Source organism: Burkholderia thailandensis E264, from assembly GCF_000012365.1.
In the GTDB taxonomy this organism is placed as follows: Bacteria; Pseudomonadota; Gammaproteobacteria; order Burkholderiales; family Burkholderiaceae; genus Burkholderia; species Burkholderia thailandensis.
In genome coordinates, this window is sequence record NC_007650.1 from 1,003,645 (window position 1) to 1,018,116 (window position 14,472).

The 14,472-nt window shown below is 72.1% G+C and carries 9 protein-coding genes; all 9 read right to left on the reverse strand.

All coding sequences use genetic code 11. The annotated features are described in order from the left end of the window. Positions 1–31: 31 nt before the first annotated feature. Genes tssJ through tssF form a run of 9 tightly spaced genes read right to left on the reverse strand, consistent with a single transcriptional unit; the run spans position 32 to position 14,469 of the window. Positions 32–838, reverse strand: coding sequence for a type VI secretion system lipoprotein TssJ (gene tssJ, locus BTH_RS04455; RefSeq protein ID WP_011401053.1), 807 nt, complete (start codon positions 836–838; stop codon positions 32–34). A gap of 9 nt (positions 839–847) precedes the next feature. Then, positions 848–1,240 carry a DUF4150 domain-containing protein gene (locus BTH_RS04460; RefSeq protein WP_009896180.1) on the reverse strand — a complete coding sequence of 131 codons (393 nt, stop codon included), beginning with the start codon at positions 1,238–1,240 and terminating at the stop codon, positions 848–850. A 28-nt stretch (positions 1,241–1,268) separates the two neighbouring features. Continuing rightward, positions 1,269–2,063 carry a DUF3540 domain-containing protein gene (locus tag BTH_RS04465; RefSeq protein ID WP_011401055.1) on the reverse strand — a complete coding sequence of 265 codons (795 nt, stop codon included), beginning with the start codon at positions 2,061–2,063 and terminating at the stop codon, positions 1,269–1,271. Then, a complete protein-coding gene (gene tagB-5 / locus BTH_RS04470) occupies positions 2,042–3,106 on the reverse strand; it encodes a type VI secretion system accessory protein TagB-5 (protein ID WP_009896184.1) in 1,065 nt (354 codons plus the stop codon). The genes BTH_RS04465 and tagB-5 overlap by 22 nt, the downstream gene beginning before the upstream one ends. Before the next feature lie 17 nt (positions 3,107–3,123). After that, positions 3,124–5,742, reverse strand: a complete 2,619-nt coding sequence (locus BTH_RS04475; protein WP_009896186.1) for a type VI secretion system accessory protein TagAB-5 — start codon at positions 5,740–5,742, stop codon at positions 3,124–3,126. A 38-nt stretch (positions 5,743–5,780) separates the two neighbouring features. Beyond that, positions 5,781–8,819: a type VI secretion system Vgr family protein gene (locus tag BTH_RS04480; RefSeq protein ID WP_009896187.1), complete on the reverse strand. Its 3,039-nt coding sequence runs from the start codon at positions 8,817–8,819 to the stop codon at positions 5,781–5,783. A gap of 25 nt (positions 8,820–8,844) precedes the next feature. Further along, complete coding sequence (gene tssH, locus BTH_RS04485; RefSeq protein WP_009896189.1) at positions 8,845–11,721, reverse strand: type VI secretion system ATPase TssH; 2,877 nt, start codon at positions 11,719–11,721, stop codon at positions 8,845–8,847. Further along, positions 11,708–12,739, reverse strand: coding sequence for a type VI secretion system baseplate subunit TssG (tssG, locus tag BTH_RS04490; protein WP_009896191.1), 1,032 nt, complete (start codon positions 12,737–12,739; stop codon positions 11,708–11,710). Before tssG ends, tssH begins: the two co-directional genes overlap by 14 nt. Beyond that, positions 12,727–14,469 carry a type VI secretion system baseplate subunit TssF gene (gene tssF, locus BTH_RS04495; RefSeq protein WP_009896193.1) on the reverse strand — a complete coding sequence of 581 codons (1,743 nt, stop codon included), beginning with the start codon at positions 14,467–14,469 and terminating at the stop codon, positions 12,727–12,729. The genes tssG and tssF overlap by 13 nt, the downstream gene beginning before the upstream one ends. Between the last annotated feature and the right edge of the window lie 3 nt (positions 14,470–14,472).

A 14,472-nucleotide genomic window follows, 5' to 3' on the forward strand; every position in this document is an offset into this window, starting at 1 on the left:
TCGTTCGTTCCGGTTCGTGATGCGTGTCGCGTCATCGCTTGCGCGGCGCGTGGGCGGAGGCGTCGTTTTCGTCGCCGCCGCCGCCGTTTTCGCTTCCGTTCGCGTCGCCGGCCGGCAGCGTCAGCGTTTTCGCGCCGCCGTCGAGCGTCGTCCACGCGCGCGCGCCCGGCGGCGGCAGGTTCAGCGGGGCTTCGCGCGCGTCGGTGATGCTCTGCGCGCCGAGCCGCAGCTTCAGCCCGAGCGTTCGCGGCGCGGCGCGGTAGGTGGACGAGAACCAGCCGCGCTTGTCGATTCGCAGCGGCACGTCGAAGAGGCGCGCGGCGCGCGGGCTGTCGGCGTCGTAGTAGCCGGCGACGATGCCGACGTAGCGCGCCTGCTGCGCACGATCGATCGACAGCGCGACGCGCGCGCCCGGCTCGACCACGTAGCGCGTCGTCTGGATGAAGTCCGTCGCGGGGCCGCCCGCCGCGAGCGTCATGCGCAGCCGGTCCGGATCGTCGGCGAGCTGGCGGAACGTCCGCGCGTCCGCGCTTTGGAACACCGCGAGCAGCAACGTGTGCGGCGCGTTCAGGTATTCGTTGAGCCGTGGCGACGCGTCGATGTCGATGCGCAGCGCGTCGGGCGCGTAGTCCCATCGCACGTCGGCGCGCGCCTGCTCCTCGGTGACGCCGGCCGCGCAGCCGGCCAGCGCGGCCAGCGCGGCGAGCGTGGCCGCGCACGCGCGCGCCGCGCATGCGCGGCGTGGCCGCAACTGCCGTGATGATCGGCAAGCTTGCGCCGGTTGCGTCGGCCGGCGCGCTTGCGCTGCCGCCGGCATGAAAATCCGTCGATCGCTCATGCCCGCGCCTTAACTCATCACCATCACTTTCTGCTGGCTCGGCTGCAGCACGGCGCCCGTCGCGTTGCCGTCGTTGTGCTTCGTCGGCGTCGTCAGTCGCACGGCCGGGCTGCCTTCGAGCTTCACCTTCGCGCTGCCTGCCGCGAATTCGACCTTGCCCATGATCTTTCCGGACACCGCGCCGCCGGCGGTGCCCGGCTGATCGCCGTTCGTCATCGGGATCGTCGATTTCTTCGTGAGCGCGGGCATGCCGCAGACGAGCACTTTCGTCGTGATCGACGCGGCCATCATCGGCAGGCCGGTGTTCGGATACGGGATGGGCACGGGGCCGCCCGGCGTCGGTGTCTTGCAGACGTCGGCGGGACTCATGCACAGGCCGGAGGCGGTGGTGACGACAAACATGTTGGAACTCCGAATCGAAAGAGGAAAATCAGCCGAGATCGATGCGCTCGCCGTCGATGCCGACGTGGCGGTCCGCGAGCAGTGCGACGTCGCGCGCGTGAAGGTGCGCGCGCTCGTCGATCCGCCAGCGCGCGCGCGCGGCGCGCAAATCGTCGACGCCGCACACGCGGCGAAAGCAATCGCCGAGCGTGTGGAGCGCGCGGCCGATCGTCGACGTGAAGCGGCGCGCGACAAGGCGTACGTCGTGCGCGCGGCCGTCGATGGACTGCGCGCGTGCGTCGAGATGCGCGGCGTGCACGCGCGCGCGATGCGCGCTGACGTCGAAGCGCGGCGCGCACGCATCGATCCGCTCGCGCGCCGCGAGCGCGATGCGCGGCGCGTCGATGCGCAGCCCGTCGGCGCCGGCTTCGAGCGCGACGCCGCCCGGCAGCGCGAGCGCGGCCCGTGGCGCGCCGGCGCGCGCCAGCACGGCGAGCACGTACGCGTGCGGCGCGCCGCTCGCGTCGCCGCCGGGGTGCGAGCGAGCGTGGGCCGGCGCCCAGATCAGCACGTGGTCGCCGAGGTCGGGCACGAGCAGGCAGCCGTCGGCGCGGCGCGCGCGGCCGGCCGGATCGTCGAGCGACAGCCAGTCGCCGGCGCGGCCCGTCACGCGGCACGCGCGCAGCGACGCATCGGCGTGGGGCGCGGATGGGGCGTCGGCGGGGGGCCGCGGCGCGGCCGCGCCAGCGCAAGAGGATGCGGATGCGCACGAGCAGGAGTAGAAGGAAGGCATGGTCGTCATCGAAGCGCGAGAGTCGTGAGTCATCGTTCGGGCGCGGTCCATCGTTCGGCCAGCGCGAGTGTGGGATCGGTCGCGCAAGCGCCTGTCTTGCACGCGCCGTCCCAGCGGGCGGCGCGATCGTCGATGCCGTGCAGGTTCGCGTGCGAGAAATCGGCGTCGGTGCAGTCGGCGCGCGACAGCGTCGCGTGCGAGAAGTCGCAGTAGACGAAGTGGCCGCCCGCGAGCGTCGCGCCCGCGCAATCGGCGTGCGAGAACAGCGACATCCGCGCGCGCAGCCCGCGCGCGTTCGCCGACGACAATCGCGCGCGCGCGAAATCGCATTCGTCGAACACGGCCTCGGCGAGGCGCGCGCCGACAAGCGTCGCGTCCGCGAAGCGCACATGGCGACCGCGCGCGCCGGCGAGCGTCGCGCCTTCGAGATCGGCTGCGAAGAACATCGTCTGCACGAGCGATGTGCCGCTGAAATCGCTGCCGGCGAGCGTCGCGCCGTTCAAATGCGTCATCGTCAGATCGCAGCGCGCGAAGCGTTGGCCGCGCAGATCCGCTTCGCACAAGAGCGCATTCGTCAGGCGAGTGGCGTCGAAGCGCGCGCTCGACAGGTCGGCGCGCATTGCCGAGAAACGCTCGAGCTCCGCGCTCGAGAAATCGGTGCGCTCGAAGCGGCAATCGGCGGCCTCGCAGCGCAGCAGCTTCGCGCGCGCGCACTGCGCGGCGGAGAAATCGACGCGCTCGAACGTCGCGCGCGCCCACAGCGCGTCGGTGAGCGTCGCGCCGCCGAGGTCGGCGTCCGTCATCGCGAACGCGTCGCCCGTCGTCGCGCGCAGGCTCGCGCCGCGCAGCGCGACCGCATGCCAGCTCGATTCGCCGAGCGTCGCGCCGTCGACGCGCGCGCCCGTCAGGTCGCAATGCAGCCAGCGCGTCGCGTCGAGCTGCGCGGCCGACAGGTTCGCGCCGCGCAGGATCACGCGGTGGAGCGTGCAGCCGGACAGGTCGAGGCCGGAAAGATCGGCATCCGAAAGATCGACGCCGGATAGCGTGCGGGTGTCGGTGAGGGCGGCGAGCGCCGCGTGAACTGTGTCGGACATGGGTCGAGTCGAATGAATCAGCGGGATGACGCGAGTTCGGGGCGGCCCGGCACGACGAAGAGCGTTCGCTCGACGTTCGCGCCGGCGAGCTGCGATCGGCCGAGCGCGGTGCCGTAGCAGTCGGCGCCGTACAGGTTGCTCGATTGCAGTTGCGTGCCGTCGAGCCGCGCGCGGCGCAGCGACGCGCCTTGCAGGTTCGAAAAGCGCGCGTCCGCGTGCGTGAGGTCGGCCTTCGTCAGATCCGCGCGCCGCGCGAGAGAAAGCGTCAGTTGCGCGCCGCTCGCGATCGCGCGCGCGAGGCTCGCGCGATCGAGCGTCGCCTTGTGCAGATTCGCGTAGCGCAGGTCGACGCCGTCCCAGTTCGCGTCGTCGAGCGCCGCGCCGCTCAGGACGGCTTGCCGGAACGATGTCGACGCGTCCGCGCGCGAGCCGCGCAGCGACGCCGAGCGAAGCTGCGCGCCGGACGCTTGCGCGCCGTACCATTCGGCGCCGTCGCACTGCGCGAACGCGAACGTGGCGGCCGTGAGCGTCGCGTGCTGGAAGTTCGCGCGCGGCATGCGCGCCGACGTGAAGTCGGCGGCATCGAGCGCGCAGCCCGCGAAGCTCGCATGCGCGCCGTCGAGCCGCGCGGCGGCGAGCTGCGTCATCGCGCTCTCGTCGAATCGCGCGTGCGCGCAATGGCCGTCGGCGAGCGACGCGCGCGTGAAGTCTGCGCCGGTGAAGTCGGCGTGCGCCAGGCGCGCGCGATCGAGCGCGGCGCCGCGAAACGATGCGCCGGGCGCGGACGCGTCGACGAAGGTCGCCTCGCGCAGGTCCGCGTTCGAGAAATCGGCGCGCGACAGCAGCGCGCGCTCGAACGACGCGCCGCGGAGCCGGCATCCGGCGAAGCAGGTGCGTTCGATGCGGGCGTCGCGCAAGTCCGCGCGTTCGAGCGCGGCCGACGACAGATCGAGGCCGCTCAGGTCGAGGCCGGCGAAGCCGAGCCCGCGCGCGTGGCGCTCGATCACCTGCTCGCGCGTGAGCGGCTCCGCGGGCGGCGCGTCGCCGGCCGACGGCGCGGCGGCGTGCATCGACGCGGGCGCGCCGTCGGCGGGCCGGTCCGCGCCCGCTGGCCGGTCCGGCCCGGCCGGCGCATCCGGTTCGACGATCGCTTCGTCGCCCGCGGGCGCGGCAAGGCCCGCCGTCAGCGCATCGATGTCGAGCGGCGCATCGAGCGCATCGAGCGCGTCGGCGAGCGCGGCAAGCTCAGGCCGGTCCCGCGCGGCCGCCTCCATCTGCGCGCGCGACAAGCCGTGCTGATCGACGAGCGCGCGGATCTGCGCATCGGCTTGCCGAAGCAGGTCGGCGAGCGATGCGTCGTGCGCTGCCGCCGAATTCGGCGAAGCGGGCGATGAAGCCTCGTCTCGTTCGGCTGCGGCCGCGTCGTACTGCGCTTGCCATTGCGCGGTTCGTGCGTCGAGTTCCGCCGCGAGCGCGGTGAGTTCGTCCAGGGTCATGTCGGCGGGCGCATCGCGCGGCGGCAGCAGGCGCGCGACGTCGGCTTCGGTCAGGCCGGCCGCGGCGAGCAGCGCGTCGGTTTGCGCGGCAAGCGCGGCCGCATCCCGTTCGAGCGCGGACAGATCCGGCGCGGGCGGTTCCGCGGACGATTCCGGGGCCGCCGGCGAATGCGCGTGCGCGGCCGATGCCGGCGCGCCCGGCGCGCGGTCGGCGGCGTCGCCGGCATCGGCGCGCGCATCGTCGTCGGCAATCGCTGCGGGCGCCGCGGCGGGGGCGAGCGCTGGGCGAGATCCTTCGTCTTCGGGCGCGGGCCGGCCGATATACGCTTCGTCGGGCAATGGCGGCGCGTCGGCGTGTTCCCAGCCGGCGATCACGCGCACGACGTCGTCGCCGTCTTCATCGTCGATCGCGACGAGCGCGCGATACAGGACGATGCCGCACGCCGCGCCGGGGAACAGCCAGACGGTTTCCGCGCGCATCGGGCACGCGTCGATGCGCGCGACGCCGCCCACCCATCGCTCGACGAAGCAGCGCGCCCGCACGCGCGGCAGCGCGCCGGCGATGGCCGGCCGGTCCGCATGCAGGTTGACGAGTTCGATGTCTTCGTCGCCGCGCCAGAATCCGGCGATACGCTGGTCGCGCGGCGCGGTGTGGAAATGCTCGGCGCGCGTGCCGGCGGGCAGGTGAGGCCAGCGCGCGGCCAGCCAGCGTTCGTCGAACGGCCCGAGATCGCGCGAGCGCTCGGGATGCGACGGCGGCAGCGCGCGAAATTCGGCGAGCGCGCGGCCGGCGGCGTCGCGCGCGTCGACGAGCCGTTCCTTGCATGCCGCGCCGATGCGCGCGCGCACCGCGAACGGCGCGCGCGCGGCGCGGTCACGGCCCGGCGGCGCGCATGCATCGCCGTAGACGAGAAATTCGCCCGACGGCTTCGGCAAGCCGTCGTCGAGCGGCGCGTGTTCGCCGAGCCACTGCCGCGCGACCTGCCAGAGCGAGGCTTCGGGCGCGAGATCGCCGGGGCCGGCGGGCGCGTCGGCACGCAGCGCAAAGCAGGCGAGCGCGCCGATCGACAGCCGGTCGATTCCTTCGAAGCGCAGCGTCCGGCACAGCAGGGCGAGCGACTCGGGTTTGACGATTTTCATGATGGAATCCGAACGAATGAGCGGGCCGAATGAGCAGGTCAGCCTAGCTGGATCAACTGTCCGTCGAGCTTCAGCGACGCGCTGCCGTTCAGCTTGACGTTAGTCGCGCGCACGTCGATCGCGCCGTCGCTGCCCAGCTTCAGCGAGGCGCCGCCGCAGCCGGCCGCGAGCTTGCTCTCGTCGAGCTCGAGGCTCGATTTGCCTGCCTCGACGCCGATCTTCGCCTCGCGCACGTCGAGCTTCGCCTTGCCCTGCGCATGCGCGAGCGTGACGCCTTCGGCCGTCGCGACGAGCCGGTTGCCCTTGAAGCCGACTTCCGCGTCCGACGCGCTCATCCGCGCGGCGCTCAGGTTCTTCGCGTGCTTCGCGAGCTTCTGCTGGAGGTTGTCGATCTTCGTCGCGACGAGCTTGCGTTTGGCGTTCAGCTCGACGAGCTTCGCTTCCTTCGCCTTGATCGCGACCGCCGCGACCGCATTGGCGGGCGACGGCGGCGTGGGCACGAGCGCGCCGACGCCGAACGTGTTCTGATCGGTCGAAAGCACTTCGTTTTCCGAAATGTCGGCTTCGAGATCGGCGATACCCTTCACGCATTCGTCGAGATCGCGGCGCAGCCCGATCAGCTCCTTGAGGTCGAACTTGCTCGTTGGGTCGGCCGGCACGGCGAACAGCAGCGTGTCATTCGCGTGGACATGCGCGTGCTCCGCCGCTTCGACGCCCCAGCGGCCCTTGCCGACGCTCATCGCGGCGCCTGCCGCGCCCGGCCCCTTCGCGTGCGTCGACCACGAGACGCCGTCGACGGTGAGCGACATCCGCGTCGCGTGCGTGAGGTTCTTCGCCGCGAGCGCGATGCCTTGCTTGTCGAGCGATAGATCGGCGACGAGCGGCAACGCCTCCTGGAGCTTCGCGATTTTCGAGAGCAGCGTGCGCGAGGTCGCCATCAGCGCCGTGCTGAAGCCGGTCGCGCCGGCGAACTGCGCGGCGGACACGCCGAAGCCCGCCCACGGCAGATCGGCGAGCGCGCCGCCGCCCTTGATGAGCCCCGCAGCGGTGGCCGCGGCTCCGGCGTTCGCGAGGCCCGACACGATCATGAACTTGCGCACCGTGCCCTTGAGCTTGTCGAGCTGCTTTTGCAGCAGCGCGGACGCGTCCTGCCCGGCGGACAGCCGGATCGCGCCCGTCGCGGACTGCTTGTGCAGCGTCTGCAGCAGCGTGGACGCGCTGTCGTTGATCTCGAAGCTTCGGCTGCCGGGCAGCATCCAGCGCAGGTTGCCCTGCAGCGTCGTCAGGAAGTTCGCGCTGACGTCGAGGCTGTTGCGCACGCCGACGTAGATGTCGGTGTTGCCGCCCATCGACACCGAGCACTTGAGCCCGCCCGAGAAGCTGTACGCGTTGCCGAGCGAGAAATCGAACTTGTTGCCGGACGTGAGGAGCGCGAGGCCGTCGCCCGGCCCGACCGCGCCGATGCCGATGTGGTTGTTCGGCGCGTGCAGCCACGTCGCCGCGCCGCTGCCGTCCTTCATGTAGAGCTGGTTGTGCTCGGTGAGGATCCGGTGCGCGTCGGGGTTGCTGCGCGTGACGACGCTGCGGTGCGACGAGTTGGGCACCGCGCCGACGATCACGGGGCGGTCCGGATCGCCGCCGTCGAATGCGATCTTCACTTCGGTGCGCTTCAGAAGCGGCAGATGCATGCCGCGGTCGTCGCCCGCATAGGGCGTCGCCATCCGGATGCGCGCGGAGGCCTTGTTCGTCGGATGCGCGGTGTGCGCGAACGGAAAGCGCACTTTGTACTGGCCGTGTTCGTCGAGTTCGGCGCGCTTGCCGCTGCCCTCGCCGTCGACGATCGCGCTGACGACGCCCGCCGCGCGCGGCTTCGGCGTCGTGCGCGGCGGCCGGTACTGGAGGTTGGCGGCGATCGCCTCGAACTCGGCGCGGTAGACGGGCTCGCCCGGCGTCGCGCCGAACGGCGCGTCGAGATCGGGAAACAGCAGGTGCGCCTGCGAGCCGCGATGCGTGACCGCCGTCACCAGATAGCGGCCGTCGAAGTCCTTGCGGTAGTGGCCCGAGAGCGCGAAGAAGCGGCCCGCGCGCAGCCCGGCCGCGGTCGATTCGCCGGCGAAACGGCGGCCTTCGCAAACGAGCGCCTCGGCGCGCAGCTTCGCGTAGCGCCGCCCTTCGTCCTTCGTGTGGAAATGCTCGTCGCTCGATACCCGCTCGCCGACGCCGTCGTGCGCCACGTGCTCGCGGACTTCGAGCGACAGCTCCGCCTTGCGGTGGTTGAAATCGCGCAGCACGACCTCGCGCGGCAGCGGCGTCGCGCGGCATGCGAACGCCTGCACGCGGTCCGATTCGATGCCCGCGTCGAGACAGGTGGCGGGTAGGTAGCGCAGCGCGAGATCGTCGGCGGGGCCGGGCTGGTCGCGGCGGTCGTCAACGATCTCGAGCTTTTCGCGTCGGCCGTCATGCTCGAAGTAGTAGTAGAGGCCTTCCTTCTCCATCCAGCGCGACACGAAATCGAGATGGCTCTCGTCGTACTGGCAGACGAAGCTGCGCTTGCGGTAGACGCCGCGGTGCCGCATGCGGAAATTGCGCTTGCCGAACGACGCGGCGCGCAGCACGCGCTTGACGATATCGGGAATCGTCTGCTCGTTCAGGTAGACGTCCGACGCCTTGTACAGCGAGAGGCGCCAGAGGCGCGGCACGAGCGCCGCGCGATAGACGGTGAAGTCGCGAAAGCGTTCCTTCTGCTCGAATTCGGCGAGCACGCCGGCATAGCGGGTCGTGCCGGCCTCACCGAACGGCGGCAGGATCGCGAGCGTCGCCTCGCAACTCAGCATCTTCGCGAAGTCGATCCGCACACTCCTGCTCACGAGCGTGATCTCGAACCGGTACGGCTGCGAGATCGCGTCGCGGCCGTCGATGTCGACGACGTCGAACGTGGCAGCGTCGTACGCGGTGCTCGCGAACGTGAAGCGTCGCGCGTTCGCGAGCGGCGCGGCGTCGGCGCGCGACGCGGCATCCGTGAGCGCCGCGACATCCGCGAGCGCCGTGTCGGCGTAGTGTCGATGGGACGAAGACATCGGGAACTCCTGGGCAGCGGGGGCGTCAGCGCGCGTTGGGCGCGTTGGGCGCGTTGGGCGCGTTGGGCGCGTTGGGCGCGTTGGGCGCGTTGGGCGCGTTGGGCGCGTTGGGCGTATCGGATGCGTCGGGCCCGTCGAGCGCATCGGCCGCGTTCCGCCCGCCGGAGCAGGCCGGCTCGTCGGTCGAGACGACGAAGCGGCCGTTGGCGTCGATTGCGATCCGGATCGCGGCCATCGGCGTCGCATCGCCCGCGCACACGAGCACGTGCTGCGCGAGCGCGGGCAGCACGTGCCGTTGCAGGATGAAGTCGACGCTGCGCGCGCCCGATTCGACCTCGGTGCAGCGCGCGGCGACATGCGCGACGACGGCTTCGTCGTAGACGACGCGCGTCGCGTGCTGCGCGGCGACGCGCGCCGCGATGCGCTCGAGCTTGCGCCGCGCGATGTCGGCGAGCGTGTCGGGCGCGAGCGTCGCATACGGAATCTCGGTCATTCGCGCGAGCAGCGCCGGCTTGAAATGGCGCGACAGCGCCGGCCGGATCGCCGCGCGCATCGCGTCCGGATCGGGGCGGCCGCCGCGCGCCGCGAGATCGGCGATGACGTCCGCGCCGAGATTCGACGTGAGGAAGATCACCGTGTTCGCGAAGTCGACTTCCTTGCCTTCGCCGTCGCACAGCGAGCCCTTGTCGAACACCTGATAGAACAGGTTCAGCACGTCCGGGTGGGCTTTCTCGACTTCGTCGAGCAGCACGACCGAATAGGGCCGCTGGCGCACCGCCTCGGTCAGCATCCCGCCTTCGCCGTAGCCGACGTAGCCGGGCGGCGAGCCGATCAGCCGGCTCACGTCGTGCCGCTCCTGGAATTCGCTCATGTTGACGACGACGATCGAGCGCTCGTCGCCGAACAGCGCGTCGGCGACGGCGAGCGCGGTCTCGGTCTTGCCGGTGCCCGACGGCCCCGCGAGCAGGAACACGCCGAGCGGGCGGCGCGGATCGTGGACGCCGGCCGCGCCCGCCTTCACGGCTTCCGAGATCTGCTCGATCGCGTGATCCTGGCCGCGGATGCGGCCTTTGAGCGTATCGGCGAGCCGCAGCATCACGTTCGCGCGATCGCGGCGCAGCTTGCCGGCCGCGATGCCGGTCCAGTCGGCCACGACGTCGGCGATCGCTTCCGGATCGACATCGATTCGCACGAGCGGCGCGTCGCGCCGCGCATGCTCGAAACGATGGGTCGCGTCGGCGAGCGCGCGCGCGGCGCGCTCGCGTGCGTCGGCGCTGGCCTCGGCACCAGGGGCGACATCCGCTGCGGCGGCCACACCGGCCACACCGGCAACACCGCTCGCGCTGGCCGTCTCGGCCGCCTCGGCGGCATCCGCGATCGCCCGGCACGCGCGGCGCGCTTCGACGAGCGCTTGCGCCGCGTCGCGCTGCGCCGCCCACGCTTCGCTCAGCGCGTCGGCGCGCGCGGACAGCGCGGCGAGCTCGCGATCGATGTCGGCGACGCGCGGCGTGTCCGGCGCGCATCGCTCGGCCAGATCCCGCCGCAGCGCGCGCCGCTCGCGCTCGAGCGCCTGGATCGCGCGCTCGGCGTCCTCCAGCGCGGCGGGCTTCGTCTGCTGGCGCACCTTCACGCGCGCGCAGGCCGTGTCGAGCAGGTCGATCGCCTTGTCCGGCAACTGGCGGCCGGTGATGTAGCGCTCCGACAGCTCGGCCGCGGCGACGAGCGCGTCGTCGCGGATCGTCACGCCGTGCGCGTCCTGATAGCGCTCCTTCAGGCCGCGCAGGATCATTACCGACGTCGCGACGTCCGGGCTGTCGAGCTTCACCGGCTGAAAGCGCCGCGCGAGCGCCGCGTCCTTCTCGAAGTACTTCTTGTATTCGCTCCACGTGGTGGCCGCGATCGTGCGCAGCTCGCCGCGCGCGAGCGCGGGCTTCAGCAGGTTCGCCGCGTCGGACGCGCCCGCCGGGCCGCCCGCGCCGATCAGCGTGTGCGCCTCGTCGACGAACAGCACGACGGGCGCTTGCGACGCATGGATTTCGGCGATCACGCGCTTGAGCCGCTGCTCGAATTCGCCCTTGACGCTCGCGCCCGCCTGCAGCAGCCCGAGATCGAGGCCGAGCAGCGTCGCGTGGCGCAGCGCAGCCGGCACGTCGCCTTCGGCGATCCGCAGCGCGAGCCCCTCGACGACGGCCGTCTTGCCGACGCCCGGCTCGCCCACGCACACCGGATTGTTCTTGCGCCGCCGCGCGAGGATGTCGACGATCTGGCGGATCTGCGCATCGCGGCCGAACACCGGATCGATCCGGCCCGCGCGCGCTTTCGCGGTGAAGTCCTCGCAATAGCGGGCGATCGCGCTCGAGGCGTCGTGTGCGCCGGGCGTATCGTTCGCGTCGCCCGGCGCGGCGTCGCGCGCGCCCGGCCCGCGCGATTCGATTGATTGCGCGCAGGCGTGCGCAAAGCGCGCGACGAGTGCGTCCCTGCGCAGCGACTGCAGCATGTCGTCGCCGCCGCGCGACGGCTGCCGCGCGGCGCGCGCGACCGCGGCGGCCAGCACGGCCGCCGAGCGGATCTGCGTCTCGCCGAGCTCGAGCGACGCGATCAGCCACGCGTCCTGCAGCAGCGCGAGCAGCGACGGCGCGAACGCGGGACGGCCGCCGCCGCCCGCCGGCCGCGCGTCGAGCGCCGCGTCGGCCTGCCGGCGCAGGCGCGCGGCATCGGCGCCGCTCGCGCGCAGCAGCAGCGCGACATCGGCCGACGGCTCGTCGCACAGCCGCGCGAGCAGATGCTCGACGGCGACGTCGTCGTGCCGGCGCGCGACGCAGGCGCCGACGGCGTTTTCGAGCGCCGTCCGGCAATAGGGGTTGAGCCGTTCGATCAAAGGCTTCAGGTCAACCAGCAGCATGATGGGGTCTCGCTTGATCAAAGAGGGAGGTCGGAAGACGGAATTGGGGCGCTGCCGCGCGTTCGGCGGGCGGCCCGCCCAGCCACGCGTCGAGCCCGACGCGAGACCACGCGCCGCCGCCGCAGCGCGCGGGGAGCGCGTCGCGCGCGCGCACGCGGATGGCGACGTCGACCGTGAACGGCTGCGTCAGATAGAGGCGCACGAGAAACCGCAGCCGTCGGAACGCGTCGCCGCCCGGCATCAGCGCGCGAAACAGCGGGCCGGGCACGTCGCGCAGCACGATCCGCAGCCGGGCGCCGTCGTCGCGCATGCGTGCGCCGACGCGCGCGTCGACGCCGAGCCGATGCGCGCGCGCGCCGACGCGGGTGCGCTGATCGTCGGGAATCGGCAGCCACTGCGGCACGCACGGCTCGATGTCGACCGCCGCGGGCGCGAACGCGTCGGCGAGCAGCGCGCGCAATCCGGACGCCGAGCGCGGCCGCTGGCTCAGCAGCCCGACATGGCGCAGCAGCGCGTGCTCGGGCAGGCCCGCGTCGCGCGCGATGCGCGCATCGACGCCCGCGAGCGCGTAGAGCGGGCGCAGCGCGTGCGCGTCGCGCTCCTCGACGATGCGCAGCGACAGCCGATGCTTGAGCCACGCGTCGAACAGCAGCGGATAGAGCGCGCGATGCAGCACGTCGAGAAAGCCGCGCGCCGCGTGACGGCCTTTGAACGCTTCGTCGATCAGGTCTTCGGTATAGAACGTCGGCAGCGGCGACGACACGCCGTACAGCCCGAAGAAGTTCGCGACGACGCGGTAGCCGCCGTCGTCCGCCTTATCGATGCGCTCGACGTCGGTGTCCGGGAACGACAGCGCGAGATTCGGCCGCGTGTGGATCGGCATCGGCGCGGCGGGCGCGCTCGCCGCGCCTGCGTGATGCTCGCGCCGTTCGCGGACAATGCGCCGCAGCAGCCTGATCGCCTGAAAATACGCGAAGTGCTTGGCCTCGCCGAGCAGCACCGGTTCTAGAGCAGGCATTGCGCCCCCATCCGCGGCGGCCATGCGAAGCGCCCGTCATCAGGCGACGCGTCGATCTCGACTCGCGTGTACGTGTTGAGCGCCGCGTATTCGGCCAGGAAGCGCTCGAGCACGCAGCCGAACAGATACAGCTCGCCCGCGCCGCCGAACGCGTGAGCGCGGCAGCGCAGCGCGACGTGCTGGCCGCTCAGCATCCGCTCGCCGACGATCCGCGTCTCGGCGCGCACGTCGACCGCTTCGATGCCGTCGATGCGGCGGCGGTCGGCTTGCGCGCGCGCAGCGTCGCCGCGCTCGCCGAACGCATGCAGCGCGAGCATCTGCTTCAGGTTGTCGACGTTGCCGAGCGACAGGAAATTCAGCGCGAGATGGCCGATGGTTCGCCACAGCAGCGGCTCGCCGAGCGGCGGGTCGAGCGGCGGGCTCACGGGCGCGATGTTCGCGAACGCGAAGCGCTCGGGCGAGCTGTCGGTCGGGCGGCACACGTCGCCGATCCTCAGGCGCGCGGGCAACGTGCCGTTCGTGCACGACAGGCCGATCGACAGCGTTTCCGCCGCGAGCGCCTCGCCGGGCGGATACGCGAGCGCCAGATGGACGTCGTGCCCGCGTCCGTCGAGCGCCGCGCGGCGAATCAGCCGGTAGCTCGCGGTGAGCGCGCCGTCGCCCGCCGCGCCGAACGCGACGTAATGCCGATCGACCGGATGGCCGGGGCGATAGCCGACCACGCGATCGACCGAGTAGATCCGGCAGTGGCCGTGCGCGTCGCCTTCGGGTTGCAGCCGGTAGTCGGTCGCGCGGTGCTCGTGCTGGATCGGCACCGCCTCGTGCGCGAACAGGTTCAGCGCGGCGACGACGTTCAGCCGGAAGCTGTCGCGCTCGATGCCGGGCAGCCAGTCGGGCGCGCAATCGAGCGCGAGCCGCACGCTGAACTGCGAGCCCGAGCGCGCGGTGCGCCAGCGCTCGATGCCGCTCAGCTCGACGAACAGGAATTTCTCGGCGTATGCGAAATATTCGTGCAGCAGCCTGAAGCCGGGGAACGCGCGCTCGGGGCAGGGCAGCAGCGCGTCGTCGAAGCCCGCCGCGCGCAGCGCGCGGCCGCCGAGCGTGCAGCGGGGGCCGGGCAGCTCCGGCGGGCCGCTCGCGATGTCGACCGATACGACGTGCTGCATCAGGAACGCGAACAGCCGGCTCGCGTGCAGCCGCTCGCCGCCGACGAACAGGCGGATGCGCGTCGCATCCCATTCGCTCGCGTCGATGCCGAGCATCTCGAAGTCGAGCCGCAGCGCGGGCCCGCCGTCCGCCGGCGGCACGAAACGGCAGCCGGCGAGCGCGATCGGCTCGACGTCGAGGTCGCCGCACGTGCGGAACCGGCAGGCCGTGCCGTCGACAGGCATCGATTCGATCTCGGTGCCGGCCGCCACCACCGCGCGCTCGCGCAACGCGCCGCGCGGCTCGAACGCGATCAGCGTCGCCGCCGGAACCGGGCACAGCGAGTGCGGAAACAGTAGGTTCGCGAGGGCCTGCACGAGTTCCGGCAGGCCGTCGTCGAGCTTCTGCCGCGCGAGCCCCGTCAGGAACGCGACGCCTTCGAGCAGCCGCTCGACGTCCGGGTCGCCCGACGGCGCGCCGAGCATGGGCGCGAGCAGCGGGTGCGCGCGGCCGAACTCGGCGGCGAGCTCGCGCAGGCGGACGAGTTCGTCCTCGTAATAGCGATTCAGCGTGGTGGTGGCCATGAT

Excerpts from the sequence above, each read along its gene's own strand:
- tssJ (WP_011401053.1), bottom strand. The coding sequence starts at position 838 with ATGAGCGATCGACGGATTTTCATGCCGGCGGCAGCGCAAGCGCGCCGG.
- BTH_RS04460 (WP_009896180.1), bottom strand. The coding sequence starts at position 1,240 with ATGTTTGTCGTCACCACCGCCTCCGGCCTGTGCATGAGTCCCGCCGAC.
- BTH_RS04465 (WP_011401055.1), bottom strand. The coding sequence starts at position 2,063 with ATGGACCGCGCCCGAACGATGACTCACGACTCTCGCGCTTCGATGACG.
- tagB-5 (WP_009896184.1), bottom strand. The coding sequence starts at position 3,106 with ATGTCCGACACAGTTCACGCGGCGCTCGCCGCCCTCACCGACACCCGC.
- BTH_RS04475 (WP_009896186.1), bottom strand. The coding sequence starts at position 5,742 with ATGAAAATCGTCAAACCCGAGTCGCTCGCCCTGCTGTGCCGGACGCTG.
- BTH_RS04480 (WP_009896187.1), bottom strand. The coding sequence starts at position 8,819 with ATGTCTTCGTCCCATCGACACTACGCCGACACGGCGCTCGCGGATGTC.
- tssH (WP_009896189.1), bottom strand. The coding sequence starts at position 11,721 with ATGCTGCTGGTTGACCTGAAGCCTTTGATCGAACGGCTCAACCCCTAT.
- tssG (WP_009896191.1), bottom strand. The coding sequence starts at position 12,739 with ATGCCTGCTCTAGAACCGGTGCTGCTCGGCGAGGCCAAGCACTTCGCG.
- tssF (WP_009896193.1), bottom strand. The coding sequence starts at position 14,469 with ATGGCCACCACCACGCTGAATCGCTATTACGAGGACGAACTCGTCCGC.